General features: G+C 39.5%; 20 protein-coding genes. 10 read left to right on the forward strand and 10 right to left on the reverse strand.

What is annotated here, in order from left to right; all coding sequences use genetic code 11:
- Positions 1 to 344 precede the first annotated feature (344 nt).
- The 7 genes from B2906_RS08775 (at position 345) to B2906_RS08805 (ending at position 6,612) form a co-directional block, all read left to right on the forward strand.
- Positions 345 to 1,004: a DUF4377 domain-containing protein gene (locus B2906_RS08775; protein ID WP_286938126.1), complete on the forward strand. Its 660-nt coding sequence runs from the start codon at positions 345 to 347 to the stop codon at positions 1,002 to 1,004.
- A gap of 106 nt (positions 1,005 to 1,110) precedes the next feature.
- Complete coding sequence (locus tag B2906_RS08780) at positions 1,111 to 1,722, forward strand: fumarylacetoacetate hydrolase family protein (RefSeq protein WP_219958590.1); 612 nt, start codon at positions 1,111 to 1,113, stop codon at positions 1,720 to 1,722.
- Entirely contained in the window at positions 1,709 to 3,583 is a 1,875-nt protein-coding gene (locus B2906_RS08785) for a M23 family metallopeptidase (RefSeq protein WP_286938129.1), read from the forward strand. The genes B2906_RS08780 and B2906_RS08785 overlap by 14 nt, the downstream gene beginning before the upstream one ends.
- Before the next feature lie 28 nt (positions 3,584 to 3,611).
- The gene (bcp, locus tag B2906_RS08790; protein WP_219958588.1) at positions 3,612 to 4,061 is read left to right on the forward strand and encodes a thioredoxin-dependent thiol peroxidase; all 450 of its coding nucleotides are present in this window, start codon (positions 3,612 to 3,614) and stop codon (positions 4,059 to 4,061) included.
- 9 nt (positions 4,062 to 4,070) lie between these two features.
- Complete coding sequence (locus B2906_RS08795; RefSeq protein WP_286938136.1) at positions 4,071 to 4,922, forward strand: transketolase; 852 nt, start codon at positions 4,071 to 4,073, stop codon at positions 4,920 to 4,922.
- A gap of 22 nt (positions 4,923 to 4,944) precedes the next feature.
- A complete protein-coding gene (locus B2906_RS08800; protein ID WP_286938137.1) occupies positions 4,945 to 5,907 on the forward strand; it encodes a transketolase family protein in 963 nt (320 codons plus the stop codon).
- A gap of 156 nt (positions 5,908 to 6,063) precedes the next feature.
- On the forward strand, positions 6,064 to 6,612 hold the full coding sequence (locus B2906_RS08805; RefSeq protein WP_286938138.1) for a GNAT family N-acetyltransferase: 549 nt from the start codon (positions 6,064 to 6,066) through the stop codon (positions 6,610 to 6,612).
- Between the two features lie 1,195 nt (positions 6,613 to 7,807).
- Here the strand turns inward: B2906_RS08805 and B2906_RS08810 are convergent.
- The 7 genes from B2906_RS08810 to B2906_RS08840 all read right to left on the reverse strand — a co-directional run bounded on the left by B2906_RS08810 (position 7,808) and on the right by B2906_RS08840 (position 12,573).
- On the reverse strand, positions 7,808 to 8,464 hold the full coding sequence (locus B2906_RS08810; RefSeq protein WP_286938140.1) for a DUF6266 family protein: 657 nt from the start codon (positions 8,462 to 8,464) through the stop codon (positions 7,808 to 7,810).
- A 364-nt stretch (positions 8,465 to 8,828) separates the two neighbouring features.
- The gene (locus B2906_RS08815; RefSeq protein ID WP_219958583.1) at positions 8,829 to 9,089 is read right to left on the reverse strand and encodes a hypothetical protein; all 261 of its coding nucleotides are present in this window, start codon (positions 9,087 to 9,089) and stop codon (positions 8,829 to 8,831) included.
- 114 nt (positions 9,090 to 9,203) lie between these two features.
- Entirely contained in the window at positions 9,204 to 9,740 is a 537-nt protein-coding gene (locus tag B2906_RS08820; protein WP_286938142.1) for a hypothetical protein, read from the reverse strand.
- A gap of 52 nt (positions 9,741 to 9,792) precedes the next feature.
- Entirely contained in the window at positions 9,793 to 10,071 is a 279-nt protein-coding gene (locus B2906_RS08825; protein ID WP_219958570.1) for a hypothetical protein, read from the reverse strand.
- 255 nt (positions 10,072 to 10,326) lie between these two features.
- Complete coding sequence (locus B2906_RS08830; protein ID WP_286938150.1) at positions 10,327 to 11,310, reverse strand: HEPN domain-containing protein; 984 nt, start codon at positions 11,308 to 11,310, stop codon at positions 10,327 to 10,329.
- A complete protein-coding gene (locus B2906_RS08835; protein WP_286938156.1) occupies positions 11,297 to 11,920 on the reverse strand; it encodes a hypothetical protein in 624 nt (207 codons plus the stop codon). Before B2906_RS08835 ends, B2906_RS08830 begins: the two co-directional genes overlap by 14 nt.
- Before the next feature lie 17 nt (positions 11,921 to 11,937).
- Positions 11,938 to 12,573 (reverse strand): hypothetical protein, encoded by a 636-nt coding sequence (locus B2906_RS08840; protein ID WP_286938164.1) that lies wholly within the window; start codon positions 12,571 to 12,573, stop codon positions 11,938 to 11,940.
- A gap of 402 nt (positions 12,574 to 12,975) precedes the next feature.
- Between B2906_RS08840 and B2906_RS08845 the strand changes: the two genes are divergently transcribed.
- From B2906_RS08845 to B2906_RS08855, 3 genes are read left to right on the forward strand one after another with little or no spacing between them, the layout of a single operon-like run.
- On the forward strand, positions 12,976 to 13,380 hold the full coding sequence (locus tag B2906_RS08845) for an XRE family transcriptional regulator (RefSeq protein WP_286938173.1): 405 nt from the start codon (positions 12,976 to 12,978) through the stop codon (positions 13,378 to 13,380).
- A gap of 35 nt (positions 13,381 to 13,415) precedes the next feature.
- Positions 13,416 to 14,339 carry a hypothetical protein gene (locus B2906_RS08850; RefSeq protein ID WP_286938176.1) on the forward strand — a complete coding sequence of 308 codons (924 nt, stop codon included), beginning with the start codon at positions 13,416 to 13,418 and terminating at the stop codon, positions 14,337 to 14,339.
- Complete coding sequence (locus B2906_RS08855) at positions 14,339 to 14,788, forward strand: type II toxin-antitoxin system VapC family toxin (protein WP_286938181.1); 450 nt, start codon at positions 14,339 to 14,341, stop codon at positions 14,786 to 14,788. Before B2906_RS08850 ends, B2906_RS08855 begins: the two co-directional genes overlap by 1 nt.
- Positions 14,789 to 15,090: 302 nt before the next feature.
- Here B2906_RS08855 and tnpA read toward each other — a convergent pair whose 3' ends face one another.
- The 3 genes from tnpA to B2906_RS08870 form a co-directional block, all read right to left on the reverse strand.
- The gene (gene tnpA, locus B2906_RS08860; RefSeq protein ID WP_286938205.1) at positions 15,091 to 15,537 is read right to left on the reverse strand and encodes an IS200/IS605 family transposase; all 447 of its coding nucleotides are present in this window, start codon (positions 15,535 to 15,537) and stop codon (positions 15,091 to 15,093) included.
- Positions 15,538 to 16,349: 812 nt separating this feature from the next.
- Positions 16,350 to 17,756, reverse strand: coding sequence for a group II intron reverse transcriptase/maturase (ltrA, locus tag B2906_RS08865; protein WP_219958393.1), 1,407 nt, complete (start codon positions 17,754 to 17,756; stop codon positions 16,350 to 16,352).
- Positions 17,757 to 18,713: 957 nt separating this feature from the next.
- Positions 18,714 to 19,796, reverse strand: a complete 1,083-nt coding sequence (locus B2906_RS08870) for a hypothetical protein (RefSeq protein WP_286938214.1) — start codon at positions 19,794 to 19,796, stop codon at positions 18,714 to 18,716.
- Positions 19,797 to 19,800 lie beyond the last annotated feature (4 nt).

Genomic DNA, 19,800 nt, shown 5'->3' on the forward strand with positions numbered 1-19,800 from the left:
CCTTGATCGGATCTTTTTTGTCACTCTGAATATTTCTCCCAACTCCTTTGCCTTTTAATTTCAGGAGTAGCTGATGAATTTAAAAATAAGCATTTGGTTAAGCTTAGAATTAGCTTCTTCAATGCAATTGGATAATTCTATAGCCGGATATAAGATAATTTCCTATCAAAAGATAGCAGGTATAAAACTATATCTTTTGGATAAATGAAGCCTATACTCTAGGCTTGTATCAGTTAATTATAGATATAATCCCTTTCCAGAATTGGGTTAGTTTCCAATAAAAAGTAATTATCCTTACATTTATTATAAAAAGGAAAGTGCCTGTCTGGGATAAATTATTTGAGATGAAGGCTAGCAAATACTTATGCCTATTTTTAGCCATTTTATTTTCCTGTGCTGAAAAGGAAACAAAAATCATTTGGGTATATCCGTATCTCCTGAATTCAGAATTATATCCCAATGCCGAAGCAGGAATTTTTTTTCTTACTCAAGATAATGAAGAGCTAGATTACTCTAAGTGGAAACGTCAATCGGAGAGTTTCGAAATTAAAGGCTTTAAATTTGAAGAAGGATATTTTTACAAACTAAAAGTAGAATATGAAGTGGATCAACCTTCTCAAAAATTCAAATTGAAGTCCATTTTAGAGAAACAAAAAGATTGGATAAGATCTATCGAGGGAACTTGGCAAAATATATCCATACCAGAACAACCCTATTTTCCAATTTTTATTCGGATTCAAAAATTAAGCAGAACGCTTGAAACGTATGGAGGTTGTTTTAAAGGAATCACAGGTATGGGAGAAGTAGGGGAAAGAAAAATTCAATTAGCGCATACCTATTATCGGTTGGAGGCCGATAAAATTTGCCTTGGCCAAAACCCCATTCAAGAAGGAAGTTTTAGCTTTGTCCAATCCACCACCCAATATCAACTCACACCGGATAACTTTTTGGAGTTTTTTGATGAAAAGGGAAAACTCTTGATACGCTTCAAGCCATCCGAGTAAAATTATCCTTATTCTCGGCTTTTCATCCACTTTTTGCCAAGGATATGCTTATTTTCACGTTTGGAAATTCCTACCATTTTCAAGCTTTATAAAAGCCTTAAAACCTATGAAAATTATCTGCATTGGCCGTAATTATGCGGCTCATATTGAAGAATTAAAAAATGAGACGCCCGGAAATCCGGTAGTTTTTTTGAAACCAGACACAGCTTTATTGAAAAATGGGGCAGCGTTTTACTATCCTGATTTCTCGAAAAACATTCATCATGAAGCAGAATTGGTATTAAAAATCAATAAAGAGGGAAAGTATATTCAAAAGAAATTTGCTCATAGGTATTATGAGGAAATAGGGTTGGGAATTGATTTTACGGCCCGTGATCTTCAAGATCAATGCAAGGCCAAAGGTTTGCCATGGGAAATAGCAAAAGCCTTCAACGGCTCAGCTCCTATTGGTGATTTTATCCCTGTTTCAGAGATTGAAAACTTACAATCCATTGACTTTCACCTCTCTATCAACGGGGAGATAAAACAACAAGGTAATACCAGCTTGATGCTATTTAATTTTGACACCATCATTGAATACGTTTCCCAATTTTTCACGTTGAAGAAAGGCGATTTGATTTACACAGGAACTCCGGCAGGAGTAGGTCCTGTCAAAATTGGAGATCGACTGGAAGGATTCATTGGAACCCAAAAAATGCTTGATTTTGAAGTTAAGTAAACTACTACCCGTATTCATTTTATTTCTTTTTCTTGGTCAAAATTCATTCTCTCAGGGAGTCATTCGGGATTACTTTCGATCACCTGTCAAACCTGGAGGAAGGAATTATTTGTCCGGAAATTTCTCTGAATTAAGACCCAACCATTTCCACACAGGACTTGATTACAAATTTGGCGGAGTAGAAGGAGAACCCATTTATGCAGCGGCAGACGGTTGGGTTCACCGAATCAAAATCTCCACCTACGGCTATGGAAATGTCATCTATCTAAAGCATCCAACGGGGCACATAACCCTTTATGGGCATTTGAGAAATTTTAATCCCAAGCTTCATCAGTACATGATAGAACGCATGTACGAAGCCCAAGTCAATGAGTTGGAGTTATACCCTACCCCAGGAGAACTGAGTTTCAAAAAAGGAGAACGCATAGCTGATGGAGGAAACACTGGGAGTTCAGGTGGTCCTCATTTACATTTTGAAATTAGAGACAGTCTGGACAGGGCTATGGATCCGCTTCTTTTTGGTTTTCCGGAAATCCTTGACAACATAGCTCCTACTCCACAGAAATTAGCACTTGTCCCCCTTCAAATTGATTCCAGAATTAATGGAAAATTTGAGAGAATGGAGTTCACTCCAACTGCTAGTGGTGGCGTATACAAAATACCTCAAACCATTCAAATCACGGGGAAAGTAGGAATTGAAGTGCAAGGCTTTGACCAATTGGACGGAGCTAGTAACAGAAATGGGTTTCCATATTTTGAAATCAGGGAAAATGACTCATTGCTTTTTCAATTAACAGTTGATAAAGTAGATTTCAATTTTACCCGACAGTTTTTGCTGCATACGCACCAAAACAGATTTTCGAAGCTCTACTATCAACCCAACCTGAAATTTGAATATCTCAGACCTCATCAGGCTGGGATAGGACATTTGGAATTGGAGCCGGGAAAAAGAAAAATTTATGAATTGCGCCTGATCGATGCTTTGGGAAATACTCAAAAAATTCAATTCTCATTGCAGGGAAAGGATCAGGAATTTGTAGTCGCAGATGGAGCCACTCCTAGTAAAGCTCAAGTGGATTATATCGGAAATATTCTTAAAATTAAGGCTCCAGTATCCAAACTCGGAGGCTTGGCTAAATTTTACGTGGGTACCCGGACTTTTGAAATGCTGCCTGCCTATCAAGATGCAAATAGCCGGACTTATTTGTGGGATATGCAATTTGGAATTCCTGAAGAAATTGATCTTTGCTCAGAAGTAATCAGCACCCCACTCAAAGCAGCCATTCCTGCTGGAGAAGAAAAGCTTTTTGCGCAAAGAGATGTTCAAATCAAATTTGATAAAAATACCCTATTAGATGACCTATATCTAAGAATTCAGGAAAGTGGAACCGGTAGCGCTGCAAGATTACAAATCAATGACCCTTCGGAATATTTATGGAATTCCATGGAAGTGCTCTGGAACACCAGTCCAGGAAATTTGAATAAATCCAGAACTCATGTATACCAAGTCAATAGCAGAGGCAGTAAATCTTTTGTAGGAGGAACTTGGGAAGACGGAGCAATCCGCTTTAAAACCAGAAATTTTGGTACTTTTATGCTTGCTGAAGACATCAAGGCTCCCAGCATAACTCCTGTGAGAGTAAATTCCACAGAAATCCGCTTTTCCATTCGGGATGATTTATCCGGAATTCAGAGTTTCGAAGCAAAAGTAGATGGGAAATGGGTGTTGATGCGGTATGAGCATAAGCAGGCATTGATCTGGTCAGAAAAACTGGATAAACATCCCTTCCGCGGACCTGTTATTCTTAGGGTAACTGACATGGCTGGTAATGTAGCCGAATGGAAAGGAACCATCGCTTAATTCATGTTTTATTAAAAAAATTAAACGTATGTCATTAGAAGTAGGCCAAAAGGCACCAGATTTTGAAGCAAAAATTGAAACGGGAGAAACCATCAAACTCTCTGATTTTAAAGGGAAAAAAGTAATCCTCTATTTTTATCCTAAAGACAATACTCCCGGCTGTACTGCTCAGGCTTGTAACCTCAGAGATAATTATGAAGCCCTGCAAAAAGCCGGGTATGTAGTTTTGGGGATCAGTTCCGATTCTGAAAAGTCTCACCAAAAATTCATAGACAAGCAGGAGCTTCCATTCTCTTTGATTGCAGATGAGGATAAAAAAGTTCACGAGCTCTATGGCACTTGGGTGGAAAAATCCATGTATGGAAGAAAGTATATGGGGACTGCAAGAACCACTTTTGTAATTGATGAAGAGGGGAAAATAGAGGAGATTATAGAAAAAGTAAAAACCAAAGAACACACTGCTCAAATCCTAAAATAAACCTCCGTAATGGAAAAACAATCTATCGAACAACTCCAAAAAATCTGTACTCAACTCAGAAGAGATGTACTGAGAATGGTGCATGCTGTGCAATCCGGACATCCCGGAGCTCCACTTGGCTGCGCAGAATTCTTTGTGGCTTTGTATTTTGATCAATTGAGACACAATCCTGACTTTAAAATGGATGGAAAAGGTGAGGATATTTTCTTCCTTTCCAATGGTCACCTCTCCGCAGGCTGGTATTCAGTCTTAGCGAGAAGCGGTTATTTTCCTGTTGATGAACTCAAAACCTTCAGAAAAATCAATTCCAGACTGCAGGGACACCCAGCAACCCACGAACACCTTCCCGGTATTCGGGTAGCATCAGGTTCCCTGGGGCAAGGCCTATCCGTAGCACTTGGCGTAGCTCAGGCCAAAAAACTGGACAAAGATGATCACCTGGTTTATATCCTAATGGGTGATGGAGAATTGCAGGAAGGTCAGGTATGGGAAGCAGCCATGTATGCAGCTCATTTTGGAGTGGATAATTTGATTGCCACAGTTGATTATAATGGCCAACAGATCGACGGTCCAACTACAGAAGTGATGGATCTAAAAAATCTCAAGGCCAAATGGGAAGCTTTTGGTTGGGAAGTAATCGAAACCAAAAAAGGAAATGATCTAAGCTCCGTACTTGAGGGATTGGAAAAAGCCAAGTCCTTGACAGGAAAAGGTAAGCCTGTAATGAATCTCTTGTATACAGAAATGGGCTATGGGGTTGACTTTATGGTCGGAACTCACAAGTGGCATGGCTCCCCTCCTAGTGACGAGCAATTAGCCGATGCCTTAGGACAATTAGAGGAAACCTTAGGCGATTATTAATCTACCCAACACAAAGAAAATCATGAGCTTAGACTTAAAATTTACATATACTGAGAAAAAAGATACTCGTTCAGGATTTGGTGACGGATTTCTGGAGGCAGGAAGAAAAAATCCAAATGTAGTTGGCCTTTGTGCGGATCTGATTGGTTCTCTGAAAATGGGAGCTTTTCAAAAAGAATTCCCTGAGCGCTTTTTCCAAACAGGAATTGCTGAAGCAAATATGATAGGCATTTCCGCTGGTTTGGCGATAGGAGGCAAAATACCTTTTGCGGGAACCTTTGCAAATTTTGCAACGGGCAGGGTTTATGATCAAATCAGACAATCCGTTGCTTATTCGAATAAAAACGTCAAAATATGCGCTTCTCATGCCGGTTTGACTTTAGGTGAAGATGGTGCAACTCACCAGATTCTGGAGGATTTGGGAATGATGAAAATGCTTCCCCATATGACTGTGATCAATCCTTGTGATTACAACCAAACCAAGGCTGCCACTTTGGCGATTGCGGAGTATGAGGGTCCTGTTTACCTAAGATTTGGACGCCCAAGTTGGCCTATTTTCACACCTGCTGATCAAAAATTCGAAATCGGAAAAGCCTGGAAAATGATAGATGGTAAAGACGTCACCATCTTTGCTACAGGTCATATGGTTTGGGAAGCGAATGTTGCTGAGGCTATGCTAAGAGAAGAAGGTATTTCTGCTGAAGTAATCAATATCCACACGATCAAACCTTTGGATGAAGAGGCTATTTTGGAATCTGTCAAGAAGACCGGATGTGCCGTCTCCGCTGAAGAGCATCAGATTAATGGTGGATTGGGAGATGCGATAGCTCAGACCTTGGCAAGAAACAATCCAGCTCCCTTGGAATATGTGGGTGTCAATGACAGTTTCGGAGAGTCAGGAACTCCCATTGCCCTTCTCGAGAAATATGGTCTCAATGCTGCGAATATTGTGAAAGCTGCTAAGAAGGCCTTGAAGCGGAAATAAGAGCCTAAAAATATCTAAAAGGCTGTTTCATTAGTAATGCATTTGTCACATTGAGCGAAGTCGAAATGTAGGCCAGAAAGATTGAAATGGTCTTCGACTACGCTTAGGCTGACATGCGTTTGCTTTTGAAATGGCCTTTTTTTTAATTTTAACACCATGATAAAATTAACGGATAGCCTCAAGTTAATTCCGATACGAGAGCAAGACTTTGAATTGCTTCATCAACTCATGCATAAAATTTATAAGGAGGCTTATTCGGATTTCTGGCAGGATACCGGCGATTGGTATTTAGAGTTAATTTATAACAGAGAAAATTTATCCAAGGAGATTTCACGCAGTCGAACTCATTATTTTTTTGTGGAGTGGAACGAGCAGAAGGTAGGAATATTTAAATATGATTTTCCTTTTTCTCCCAGAGAAGTGGAAATTCCAAATGCTATGAAGCTCCATAGACTTTATCTGGACCGAATTACTCATGGTCAGGGAATCGCCGCTCAATTGATGAAATACTTAGAAAATATAGCCAAAGAGCAGAAACTAGATGCTATTTGGTTGGAGGCAATGGTTTCCAAACATCAGGCGAAAAGATTTTATGAAAAATCAGGATATCAAAAAATCTACGAATATAGCCTCGACTTTGAAAAATTGAAGGATGAGTTCAGACAAATTCAGATCATGAAAAAGGAATTAAATAAATCTAAATAACCTCAATGATTTCTGCAGTCAAAAACCTTTGATTTGGGGCAAAAAGATGGAAGACGGGAGACCGAAGTGAAGGTGCCGGAGGCACGTCCTGTGACAGCAAAAAAGAGTTCGACCCGCTTCGAGGTCGAAAATACATTGATTTGAATAAATGATCCCGGTGCCAATCAGCAAAAAAACAGGTCGCCCCTTCAGGGCTCTGAATCACTCTATTATATTATCTAAGCCCCAAATCGAATTTGGTGCTAATACAAAACGCCCCTCCAGGGCTGGGCTATGCATCCATAACCTTCTTCCTTAATAAATTATGAGGTATTCATAAATTCTGAAATAGTGTGCCAAAAGTGCCAAAGGCACGTCCTGTAATTGGAAGAAAAAGTTCGACCCGCTTCGGGGTCGGGAAAACCATTACCATTGATGCGTGATTTCCACGGGTTTCACCCGCGGTTATTCAGAGGTTTGACCCCTTATCAGGGGTCATTATTTGGAACACATTATGGGAAAGTAAAAGATCCTGAAAGGATCGAACATCTCAATAGCCCTAGGTGCAACCTAGGGAAATGGTAACATAACAAACCATGGTGGGAAACAACCCTGAACGGGGTTGAACTTCTGTGAAGGAAAAAAAAGATCAAAATAAAGTTCGGCCCGCTTCGAGGTCGGGAAAACATTATAAGGTAGTCATCTTTTCCATGGGTATGGATTCGCTTCGCTTATCCATTACCCATGGCTACGTCTGAGGCGCACAGGTATTGAAAAATTTGACCCTCCCGATATCCTTTCAGTCATCGGGACGGGCTTTATCAGGGGTCGGAAAACTAGTTTTCGGTGATTTGGAATCATGACCACAAAGTGGTCAAACTTTTGAATAGCCCCCGGTGGAACCGGGGGTTTGATCGACCCAGATACCATGGTGGACAACAACCCCGAACGGGGTTGAACTTCTGTGAAGGAAAAAAAAGATCAAAATAAAGTTCGACCCACTTCGGGGTCGGGAAAACCATTGGCACTGGATCATTTTATTCACGGGTTGCACCTTTGGTTCACCCGCGGTTATTGAAAGGTTTGACCCCATTTGGGGTCGATAATAAATTGATTTGAATAAATAATCACGGTGCCAATCGGCAAAAAAACAGGTCGCCCCTTCAGGGCTCTGAATCACTCTATTATATTATCTAAAGAGGCATTGAAAGTCTTGCTATAAAACCAATTTTCCCAAATAAATAGAATTTGAAAGGGTGTAAGATTTTTTCCAACTATTGAATTGACTGAAAGCAAAATAAATATGCCATGGAAAATTGCCATTTGCCTCGCTAAGATTAATTTCCGCTAAACCATCAGATCTTTTAAATTGATCCTTTATCCAAATATACTTTTCCGCATCAGGCTGGTAAAGAACTATAAAAGCCTCATCACTTGACCTTGATTTTCCTTCATCTGAATTATTGCTCCAATGGATCCTGATTCCAGAATACACTCTTTCAAAAAATGCATTTTGGGGCTCCAGTAAACTTCCTTTACTGATTTTCAAAAAAGCAGGATCAATTTTAGGATTCCGATCATGGTTATATCCCTTATGATTTAATTCTGAATAGGCTAAATGTACACCCTTTTTGCTCTGGGTGAGAAATTCCTGATAGCCGAAATCCAACACCTGTTTTAGAGGTTTAAGAAATTGATTAATAGTTTTTAGTTTTTCTCTCTGTAGGAGTTGAAGTTTAGAGGGATGAGTTTTGTTTTTATGAGTTCCTCCTGGACGGGTCCGAACTACCGTTTTCCCATTAAGAGTATAAAAAACTAAATTCCCGATTTTCCCTTGGGGGAAGAAGATGTTTTTTGGTGGTAGATTTCCCATTTTAGATCAATTTTAATTAAAACTAAAGGTAATTTAATTGGTTGTGATAAATAAATCAATTAAACCCTTAATATTTTAATATCAGATTAAATCAAAAATGAGGCTTTATACTCCCTTAAATAAGATTTAACCCTAAATCTAAGCTGTAAAAACCCTACAAATACCCTAAATAAACCTGATCATATCAAGTTTTGATAATTGGTGTAAATGTATGTATCTGGGTTGATTCTTGAATAAGAATATTCTACTCAACTAATCCCGGACATCATTTCAATAGAAGATTTGCTGAAGCCATAGTGAAATTTGAAAGCCCAAAAAGTCAAAAATAAGGGATAAAGCTGCTACACTTCCAGTAAACTGAAAACTATGTGGGAGGATTAGTTTTTAGGCCTTCAAGGGTGTTTTTCAGCCGGTTTCGATCGAATTCTTCTCTACCCTTTTGAAGGTGGTTATCTAATAATTCAAAGAAAAAAAGTCGATTACTGACTTCCACAGCATTTAAGTCTCTTTGAGAAAGAAAAATCATCCAGGCTTGCAATAGCTCCCAAAGATAGATCTCCGTAGACGATTCAGCTACTGAATCAAATAACTCTTCTTTGTGATAATTAATTTCAGATGGTATCATGATTGGATGGGTTTAAATTTTGGAAAACTTCCAGTTCTAAAGATTTTTCTTATTGGATATATTCTTGGAAATTCACCTACTCGATTTATCAGTTAAAAACTGTACTTCAGTTAATTATGAATTTGCCAAAGGGATATATTTTTGAGATAAATGAATGAGGTAGATGGCCTCAACTAGTTTTAAGAAATACTCAAAATCTTCGAGATATTCGCCCTCATCTCCTTCGCAAATTGAATATGTGAATGTCGCATACTCTCTAAATTGATTCCAGCGTTTCGCCCATTGAATTGCCGATCTTTTACGATAGAATTTGTTCAAAAAAGAACAGGGATCGAGGATCTCCTCACTAGTCAGGTGTTTGGGAGATTCAACCAACAACTTCACATAATCCGGATAATTTTTAAGTTTTATATCTTGAGGTTGGTTACTTATGATCTTATCCCATTGAGCAGAAACCAAAGGGCTCGGTCTACAGTTTATAAGATGCTCCCCGGCATAGATAAATTTCAAAATCAGCTTTCCTTGATAAAATATACAATCAGGAAATAAATCCTCCCAGGCAGGTTCATGGTTAAAAACCTGTTGTTGAATAATCTTCATTTTGTTTACCCAATATGGAAAACCTGCGATGGACTCCAAAAGGTTATCCACCTCTTGAAGAGCTTGGTTTTCCGAGCTTATTCGAAATCTCCGTTTAAATGTTTTAAAGTTGCATTCCATCTGATTTTGATTTTAGGTTGTTGGCCACATCAAGTTCCAAAGTACGCTGCTGCTTGATGAGTTTTTGGATTTCTGTGTAGAGATCTTCTTCATTTTGCCATTCGGTACAAAAACCCGAAATCAACTTTCTATTGATCTCCAAAGAGCGTAAAAGCAAATCGAGGATATTGCTATCGAATTCGGAATGATGAATATGGATGTCTCCATTTATACTAAGTGCAGAATCGACAAGATTGGATAAGTGGATTACAATTGGTTTCATGATAGATTTTATTTTGATTGAATACCAAATTCTTTATTTCAGGATTTCTGTCCTATTCAAAAAGGCGATGATTTAGATTGATTGAGGGATATTTTATTCTTTAGATTTTGGCTAAAGCCCAGCCAATTGTCACCATTCACTTTTTTATGAATGGCCTAAAGGCTCACTCCTATTAATAAGCAAATGCCCTAAAATTGCTATCTGCCCCGATCCATCGGGGTGGAAATGAAAGATACCCTGGGAATAAGCCCAATATCAATTATAATTTCCCTTTGCAAGAGCCAAACCCTTTAATCTTTCCAATTCATCAGTTGAGTAGCTTAAGATTTGCTTTACCTTATGCTCCAATTTTAATCGGTATTTCTGTTCTACCTTGAAATCCTCCTTGTACCGGGTATTGGTGTAGCATTTGTCGATCAGGTTCAAGATTAATTCATCTTCTCCTGAAAAAACTTCTTGAAATTTTGAATTGTATTTACTGGCGAAGCGGAGCAAAACTCGAATTTCATGGGTTTTCTTGTCCAGCTTTTCCCATGCAAACAGGATGGATCTTAAGGCCATTTCGGTAGTTTGGTGCAAAAGAAAGGGTTTCATATTCCCTTCAGTTTGCTGTGCCAACACCCAAAATTCCTCTGCCTTTTTTAATCCTATCTCAAGTCGCTCTACTGCTTTTGAGAATACCTGCTGTTGCTCTTTGTCCTTAAGCAAGGGAAGTGGTTCAAAACCCGGTGCAAGGTAATATGCTTCACTTGGGAGAACTTCGGACCAAAGGTAGGGATTGCCTATTTCCAAATTCTTTTTAAGGTAGGAAGCCGATATGCAATGAATCTGATTCCCTGACTGACAAGAGCCCAAAAAACCAATCACAGTCTCTAATTCATCATGTTCGTCAGGACTTAAATGTGGGAGTAAAATATACCAGTGCTGGATTTGAGCTGATTCTTTCCAGTATATGGCCAAAGGATGTAGAAGTTCGATAAGTGCCAAACCGAGTGCATCAATTTCTCTTGTAGATAGTGCTTCTTTGGACAACTCTCGGTTCCGGTCAAGATGACGCAGCAAATGATTCAAAAGCTCATAAAAGTACATTCGGGTTGCAATATCCAGATCATCCTTTTCCCGCTGGGTTAAGAATATGATCCAACCTTGAAGCATTTCCCAGAGGTATTTATTGATTTCATTTTTTGGAAATAGGTTGAATAGATCGTCAGGCGCTTGATTAGTCTCAAATTGAAGCATAGCTGTTTGGGTTTTGGGTGGGAGAATGACGAACGTATATCAGGTAGGAAGCCTCTGTTAGCTTAAGGAAGTATTGAAAATCTTTAAAATACGATCCTTCATTACCCTCTGTAATAGAAAATTTGTAAAAGGCTGTTTCCCGGAAATGATTCCATCGACGAATCCAGGATTCAAGGCTTTTACGCTTAAAAAACTTTCGGATAAATCTACTTGGATTCAATATTTGACCTTGGCTAAGATGCCGTGGATAATAGGCCAAAAGATGATAAAAAGCATCTGGTTTTTCTTGATTTAAATATCTGCTTTCAATTAAATCATCGATCAGGTGTTTCCAATTCAGTTCCTCCTTCGATATCGGCGGAAAATCCATTAAAAACATGCTTGCATTGATGAGCTTTAAAAATACCTGACCGTTGTAGTGTACTGCATCCGGAAGTAATTTGTGGGGGATGAATCGAGAATCAAAAACTGAATTTTGAATAGCAGTAACCTTAGCAATCCAATAGGGAAGATCTGCAATGGTGCCAAAAATATCATCCAATACCTTAAAAGCCTGCTCCTTGGACTGACAGCGGTATTTTTTTCTAAATGTTCTGAAGGTGTTTTCCATGATTGTTGGCAGTTGAATTAAAACATTACGGGAAAGTTTAAATTGTAGGAATCGTATCCATCTGGCATTTCAGGAGAGAAATGGCGGACATATATCAGATAGATAGCTTCTAGGAGTTTATAAAAACCCCTAAAATCTGCTTGGAACAATGCTATATCCTCAGGTTCGAGACAAGTTATACTGGTGAACGATTCCTCAATCAGTTGATTCCACCTTCTGGCCCAATCGAAACATTGCCGTCGATAATAAAAGTCCTTGAGTACTAAATAGGGATCTTGAATCTCCTTTGGATTAAGGTACTGCGGTAAATGACGGATTCTATCAACTAGAGAAGGGCTTCTCTTTCTAGTATGTTTAAGAATAAGTTCTTTCCATGATGGGTTTGGACAGGGAGGGAATTGAGTTTTTTGGAAGAGAAAAAATCCGATATAAATCAAATGCAAAAATTCCCCTCCCTGGTTAATTATCGATTTGGGGCTTAGGAGCTTGAAACTTGGATTATGTTGCAAGACCTGTTCAAAAATAGCTGAAAGGTCATTTTTCCAGAAGCTCAGTTCCGAATAATCACAGAAAAATCGATATAAGCCCATGTGGCAATCCATCAGATCTTCACAGATCCCTTCATTTTCAAATGTATTGAGGTAGTGATACATGATTTAGGCGTTTGATTTCGGGCCTAAATTCAGGACTGTCTTTGAGATAGCCTATTCAGAAAATGGATGCTTTAGAAGGATCAGGGGATAAATTATTCTGTAGAAGTAGGCTAAAGCCCATCCAAGCTTGCTTTGTCCTCTTATAAATGGGCTAAAGCACCATTCCTATTCAAATGGTTGCATCCAAAAATAAATTATCTCATGAATCCCTTGATTAGCCCCCTACTTTAGCTGGGGGATAGAAATTATGCAGCAGCCTTTCCGGGCTTTAGCCCAATCCATTTATTCAGTCAATGCTTGTCATAGAAAATCCAAATTTCCTTGGATCATGCTTGACAATGGAATAATTTAGTTTGATCCATTTCGAAGGAAATTCTTATTTTTAAGCAAGAGATATAGACTATGAGCGAAAAAATCCACCACGGCAGAAATATCAAACGATTTCGGGAGATGATGGGCATCAAGCAGGAGGCCTTGGCTTTCGAACTTGGACCTGAATGGTCCCAAAAGAAGATCAGTCTTCTAGAGCAGAGAGAAGAGATTGAGGAGGAGCTACTTCGTCAGGTCGGCGAAATCCTCCAAATCCCCGTGGAAGCAATTAAGAAGTTTGATGAGGAAAAAGCAGTGAATATCATTGCGAATACTTTTGATAATGGTGCAATCGGCTACCAAAAGAATGATAATTGTACTTTTCATCCGATGGATAAAATCATCCAACTGCACGAAGAAAAAATCGCTCTTTACGAGCGGATGCTAAAGGAAAAGGATGAGATGATGGCAAGGTTGGAGAAGTTGTTGGGGAAATAAGATCAAATCCTGGTCTCAGCGTAATACTATAGAAAATGAAGTACGAACTCAAAATAGAGCAATCAGAAGATTCTGACGGAAGCATTGATCTTTTCAGGCTAAGTAGTATAGCCGAAAGCCTCAAAAAGATTGCAGAGGGAGCGCTTTTATTACGAATAAAAGGACTAAGTAAAGCTAAAAAATCATTCAACTTGACTGACGCCCTGAAAGTTAACCTGACTGGGGTACAAAAAGGGAGTACTATTTTATGTCTGGAGTCTGAGCGATTTGAAAAGACACTTCCCTCGTTCCAAACAGATTTATTCAGGCTAGACTACCAAAAAGATCTTCATGAAAAAACTCCGATCTCGCTGGTGGTAGAATCCTTTAAAGAAGCACTTGAAAACCCAGAAAAAAGTGACCTCTTGGATAAACCACTTTTAAAGGATCTTTTGACGTTCAAAAAATCATTTTTAAGCGATCGAGAGATTTTTTCAATTACCAATGAGGGTTCAATAGAGGGTTTCACTTTAGTCAAATCAGATTTCAAAAAAATACAAATTACCGAAACTGAAATTCCCTCTCCAGAAGCGGTAATTGTCAGTGGTAGAATTGAAGAGTTGAAATTCAGTAATCAGCGGGTAAAGATCTTGACCCAAGAAGGACTGGTTGATGCTTTTCTCTCTGAGAATTTTATTCCTCATGATATCACCGCATGGTGGGGAAAAGAAGCAACCGTGACAGGAACCATGCATCATAAACCCGGAAAGAGGTTCAGCATTGAAATCGAGCGGATCTTCGATAAAGAAGCAGGAGATGACTTTTTTTCCAAAAGACCCAAGCATGAAAATTTGGAAGAACAGATCCAAAGGCAACTTGCTGAGGGAAAAGACCTAAATCCCCTGAAATTGATTGTGGGTTCTTGGCCCGGAGAAGAAACGGATGAGGAGTTTGATGAGCTACTAAAAAGTTTGGATTGATGCGAAAGCTCCTTCTAGATACATCAGTAATTCTCCATTACATGAGGGGAGACAGTACTTTTCAAAAAATAGAAGAAGAGCATAAGCTATTAACCGATCCAAGTTGTATAATCCTGATTTCGGCAATAAGTGTAGGAGAAATTGAGGGCTTTTTTCTCCGAAGAGGTTATGGAGCAAAGCAAACCGAACGTTGGAGAAAACTACTGGAAAAATCAATTACGCTGAGCATTGATGGTAAGGATGATAAGCTTATGAAAGCCTTTGCTGAAATTCAGGCTTATAGCCAAAATAATCACCCTAGTTTAAATCCGGGAAAGTCAAAAACCATAGGTCAAAATGATTTGTGGATTGCCGCTACGGCCTACGCAGTAGGTGCAACCCTCCTGACAAAGGATTCTGATTTTGAACATTTCAGCGAAGTATTTTTTAAAGTGATCAAAATAGACTGAATTAAGATTAAAAATCCGAGCCAGAAATCAAAAAAATTCGACCCCGTTGGGGTCGGGAAAACCATTTTAATGAAATCATCCTTTCCACGGGTTTCACCCATGGCTATTCAGAGGATGGACCCTTTCAGGGTCGGTAAATTTTCTTGATCATCAATTGTGGAATTCATGACCACGGAGTGGTCGAACCTTTCAATAACTTGTCCGCCGTGGCGGAGCCCCCGGTATAACCGGGGGAAATGAAGGTCAAGATGGTGGACAACAACCCCGAATGGGGTTGAACTTCTGGGGTTTCGAGGTTAAAACTACAAAAGATATTTCTCATCAAATTCAATTTCGTATTCTTTCAAAAGCGCCAAGTACTCATCCTTAAACGAGAAATTCCGATGATGCTCTTCTTGATTTTTGATGTATTTGATCAACCGGTCTTTTTCTTTAATCGATTCTGAAAAGGCACCATAACCATCCTGCCAACCTTTAAATTTTGGAAAAATTGTTTCCTTTTTTATAAAATCATTTGCTGCCAATTTAATGTCTTTAATCAAAGAAGAAACAGATATTGTAGGATGGACATGAGTCAAAATGTGTAGATGATCTTCCACCCCATTAATTCGGTATAGATGGCAGTTTTTATTGGTCAGAAGCTGGTGGATGTAGGCAAAAAGACGTTTTTTTTGATCGGGAACGATCGTGGGTTCACGGTGTTTGGTGGAGAAAACAAGGTGATATAAAAGTTGGGTATGTGTGGCCATGACGTATTGATTTTGATTAAAAAATGGTGATTTGAAAATCGTGAATTAATTCAATAACGGCAAGTATGAAATAGAGTTCGACCCTTTCAGGGTCGGGAAAACCATTATTTATCCATCATCAATTCCACGGGTTTCACCCGCGGCTATTCAAAAGTTTGACCCCTTATCAGGGGTCGGAAAACTAATTTTCGATGATTTAGAATCATGACCACATAGTGGTCGAACCTTTCAATAGCCCCCGGTGGAACCGGGGGTGGCAATGGATGGTCGTTATTGGTTTTAGCAACCCTGTAGGGGTTGAACTTGTGGGAAATGGGAATTACAAATTCCGAAGGATATGAAAGCGTAGATGCAATCTACGCTTAGCCCAAACTATATTTTCTACAACTAGAAGGGGGGCGCACAGGTATTGAAATGTTTGACCCTCCCGATATCCCTGCGTTCATCGGGACAGGCTTTATCAGGGGTCGTGATTGAAAACACATCATAGGAAAATAAACGATCCTGTAAGGATCGAACCTTTCAATAGCCCCCGGTGCAACCGGGGGTGGCAATGGATGGTCGTTATTGGTTTTGGCAACCCTGGAGGGGTTGAACTTATGGGAGATGATTTGAAAATCGTGAATTAATTCAAAATTGGCAAGGATGAAATGAGTTCGACCCTTACAGGGTCGGGAAAACCATTGCCATTGAACCGTGATTTCCACGGGTTTCACCCGCGGCTAATCGGGATGGGTAGGCGGTCGAGCCGCCGTCCCCCCCACACCACCTGGCATACGCTTTAACGTACCGCGGCGGTTTCTTCTAAAGTTTCAACCTTTCTGTACAACGACCAGTGATCTTAAGCCCAATCCTGCAAACCAAGCAAGGCCCATTCCATTGCGGACATAGTTAAGATTTGCCATAGACCACCAACCATGGAATTTCACTGCATTCCATGACCGTTTCGTCTCCACTCCCAAAGACCTCAGAAAACAGTATGTCGGATATCTGCGCCCGTGGGATTTCAGGGCATAGCACCTGATTCGGTTGCGTATCCACCCATCCATCTCCTTAAGTCCGCTCAGCCATGTGTTGCATTTGCGAAAATAGGTTGCCCAGCCCTGAATGATCAGATTGGTTTCCGATATCAGCCTTCCCAATGGAATGGCCCGATTTCGTTTGGTCACCTCTCTGATCTTTTTCTTGAATCTCTCGATGCTTTTGTCGGCTATACGGATTTTGCCATCACCCATAACCGTATGGCCTAGGAACTTGACCTCATCGCATCGCCTGACACCACTCTTTTCAAGATTTACCTTCAGTTTGAGCTTACCCTCGATAAATGCAACCATCGATTCGAAAACCCGGTGAGCCGATCGCTCGCTGCTGACCAAGATATTGCAGTCGTCTGCATATCGGACAAAGCTCAGACCTCTTGCTTCAAGCTCTTTATCCAGTTCATCTAATACTATGTTTGACAAAAGGGGTGATAAGGGGCCTCCCTGTGGAGTACCCGACATTCGTTGGGTTTCCAAGCCGCCCTTCATCAGGCCGGCCCGCAGGAACTTGTGTATCAGCTTCAGCAGTCTCTTGTCAGATATACTGTTCCTAAGCCTATTCATGAGCCTGTCATGGTTGATCTGGTCAAAGAAACTTTTTAGATCAATGTCCACCACCCATATCTTACCCTCTTTAACATAGTCACTGGCCCGCTCTATCGCCTGATGTGCTGAACGGCCCGGACGGAATCCAAAGCTGTTTTCGCTGAAGTAGGGATCGAATATTCGCTGTAGCTCATTCTGAATGCTCTGCTGCACTATTCTGTCCTCTACCGTGGGGATTCCCAACAGCCGTGTTCCCCCCGTTGGCTTCTCAATCTCAACTCCCCTGACCGCACTCGGTTCATAGGTACCTGAGTCTAGCCGCTGCTGGAGGGAATTGATCCTCAATGCAAGGTTCTGCGCATAATCGTTCGGCGTAACTCCGTCGATACCCGCTGAGCCTCCATTCTCCCTGACTCTTTTGAAAGCATGAAGTAGATGGAGGGTGTCGCTCACGCTGTCCATTGTACTCTTGGTCAAGGTACGCTGCTCTTCCAGTCGAGAAAATAACTCCATCCTCTGATCCCTTCGGGAAGTTCCGCCTCCCTTTGGAAGACCAGAGTCAAGCCTGCCGGTGAACAGTTCGGTCTGTACGGCATTTGCGCTTGTTTTCGATGGTTCGTTCTTTTTACTCACTTTAAGTTCGCTTCCTTGTTTAGAAAATTCGGGCCTTCCTGTTTATATCAGTACTACGCCTTCTGCTGACTTCTGTCGGCTTGGATTCCTTCAGCACTCGCTCGTACCTCCGGCAATTGCCCCTGCCACAGATCTCCCGGGGTAAGACACTATACTTTCTTCCGATGCAGCCCGATTTACTCACAGACCTTCCGTCTGACTGTTGGGATTAGATGCTTCAAAGCGCACTTCCCCAAGTCTGCAAGCCTACTATCCGGTTTCTGTTCGTCCACATCTGGATTTTGCCGCTGCCTTCCTTCAGATTTCCGGTCGCCCGGAACACCCTTGGCTTTGGCTATGGGGTTCCCGTCAGATGGCCCCCTCGGGACTTGCTCTCTCCGTTGAGATAGCGCACCCTATAGTATAGTGCCATGCCCGGCACACTTCAAAAGTTTGACCCCTTATCAGGGGTCGTGATTGGAAACACATCATAGGAAAATAAACGATCCTGTAAGGATCGAACCTTTCAATAGCCCCCGGTGGAACCGGGGGTGGCAATGGATGGTCGTTATTGGTTTTAGCAACCCTGTAGGGGTTGAACTTGTGGGAAATGGGAATTACAAATTCCGAAGGATATGAAAGTGTAGATGCAATCTACGCTTATCCCAAACTATATTTTCTACAACTAGAAGGGGGAGGTGAGTCATGCCTAAAATCCAAAAAAAATTCCACCTAGAAATAACCGTGGAGCAGTTTCTACGAAGCTGCTCCTACCTTGAACTCCAAGAGCTGGATCTGCTTTTGAAAGGCTATTTGAGAAAAGCGAGGCATTCGAAAATGATTAGGGCTTATAAAAAATGTTTTCTTAAAAATTAATCACCATTAATTTGATCAAATCTTAATTGTGAAGCAGGTAAAAAATTTGTGGTTATATATAGAAATTAATTTACTAGCGAAATTTTAATTAGTTTTAAATACTTAATCAAAGTATTCTTCACAAATTTCATCCAGTATTTCTTTAAACATTTGATTAATATCAGATTCTGTTATTTGAAAATTTTGTTTATTTTTCAGATATGAATTTTTATATATTTCCAAGGTTGACAAAAACTCGGTATACAGCTCTTGAACACTAATTAAATCATACTTACTATCAATCTCAGTAATTTTTAAATTTAAAAACTCTTTCAACCTTATAAGAGTAGTTTCTTTTAATAGCGCTGCATGACTACTCATTGAGAAATCGCTAAATTCCTTGAATTTAAAATCGTCTATTCCTGTTCGGGATACTGGTTCAAATTGCAAAATCTCTTTACGTATTTTATCTATTCTTTTCAAAAAATTATTTTTTAAATTAATTTTACAATTATCAAGTTCAATCTTTAATTTTTTTATTTCTTCGTTTTTCTGATTAATCTTTCGAAAAAATTTCCATGAATTAGTTTTCTTTATTTGATCAAGTAAATTGATCAAATTTGAATCATAAAAATCATTCGTATCAATTTTTTTTAAATCAACTTCCAGTTCAGAAATCTCCATCTCTAAGTTTTCTTTTCGTGAATAAACCCCATATCCAAATTTTTTAGCAAGTTCAAATATTTTTAATGATTCAGAAACAAATTTATTCTCGATCACTTCCTCAACTTTAAAAGTTTTTAAAATAAAAATTAATTCAATAATAATCTTAAATATAGTTCTTAAATTGTAATTCAGTTCAGACTTAATACAAGTTGGGCTTTGAACCTTATTACTAAATTCTAATAGTGACTCATTAATAATTTTAGTGATAATTTCAAGAAATTTTGACACATACAAAGTGTTGATATTTTTGACATCAATAGAAGTCACTTCATTTGAATTATTTATACTCATTAATTTGTTCCACGATTCAAATATTGATTTTTGAATTATTTCACTATTCAACTGCGGCGTTGCTATTGATGAAGTACCAGATAAGCTTAAAGCAGATGCAAATAGTTCCATCCGCTTAATTGGATCTTCAATATATTCTAAACTTGACAATAATTTTATTATCTCCTTATAAGTACTTGAAACTTCCATTGTA

Source organism: Algoriphagus sp. UBA3586, from assembly GCF_002376385.1.
Classification (GTDB): Bacteria; Bacteroidota; Bacteroidia; order Cytophagales; family Cyclobacteriaceae; genus Algoriphagus; species Algoriphagus ornithinivorans.

Bases quoted from the DNA above. Each gene is read 5' to 3' on its own strand.
- B2906_RS08800 (WP_286938137.1), top strand. From the start codon at position 4,945: ATGAGCTTAGACTTAAAATTTACATATACTGAGAAAAAAGATACTCGT.
- B2906_RS08850 (WP_286938176.1), top strand. From the start codon at position 13,416: ATGAAGTACGAACTCAAAATAGAGCAATCAGAAGATTCTGACGGAAGC.
- B2906_RS08825 (WP_219958570.1), bottom strand. From the start codon at position 10,071: ATGAAACCAATTGTAATCCACTTATCCAATCTTGTCGATTCTGCACTT.
- B2906_RS08810 (WP_286938140.1), bottom strand. From the start codon at position 8,464: ATGGGAAATCTACCACCAAAAAACATCTTCTTCCCCCAAGGGAAAATC.
- B2906_RS08830 (WP_286938150.1), bottom strand. From the start codon at position 11,310: ATGCTTCAATTTGAGACTAATCAAGCGCCTGACGATCTATTCAACCTA.
- B2906_RS08805 (WP_286938138.1), top strand. From the start codon at position 6,064: ATGATAAAATTAACGGATAGCCTCAAGTTAATTCCGATACGAGAGCAA.
- B2906_RS08780 (WP_219958590.1), top strand. From the start codon at position 1,111: ATGAAAATTATCTGCATTGGCCGTAATTATGCGGCTCATATTGAAGAA.
- B2906_RS08775 (WP_286938126.1), top strand. From the start codon at position 345: ATGAAGGCTAGCAAATACTTATGCCTATTTTTAGCCATTTTATTTTCC.
- B2906_RS08815 (WP_219958583.1), bottom strand. From the start codon at position 9,089: ATGATACCATCTGAAATTAATTATCACAAAGAAGAGTTATTTGATTCA.
- B2906_RS08855 (WP_286938181.1), top strand. From the start codon at position 14,339: ATGCGAAAGCTCCTTCTAGATACATCAGTAATTCTCCATTACATGAGG.
- B2906_RS08835 (WP_286938156.1), bottom strand. From the start codon at position 11,920: ATGGAAAACACCTTCAGAACATTTAGAAAAAAATACCGCTGTCAGTCC.
- bcp (WP_219958588.1), top strand. From the start codon at position 3,612: ATGTCATTAGAAGTAGGCCAAAAGGCACCAGATTTTGAAGCAAAAATT.
- B2906_RS08840 (WP_286938164.1), bottom strand. From the start codon at position 12,573: ATGTATCACTACCTCAATACATTTGAAAATGAAGGGATCTGTGAAGAT.
- tnpA (WP_286938205.1), bottom strand. From the start codon at position 15,537: ATGGCCACACATACCCAACTTTTATATCACCTTGTTTTCTCCACCAAA.
- B2906_RS08845 (WP_286938173.1), top strand. From the start codon at position 12,976: ATGAGCGAAAAAATCCACCACGGCAGAAATATCAAACGATTTCGGGAG.
- B2906_RS08870 (WP_286938214.1), bottom strand. From the start codon at position 19,796: ATGGAAGTTTCAAGTACTTATAAGGAGATAATAAAATTATTGTCAAGT.
- B2906_RS08795 (WP_286938136.1), top strand. From the start codon at position 4,071: ATGGAAAAACAATCTATCGAACAACTCCAAAAAATCTGTACTCAACTC.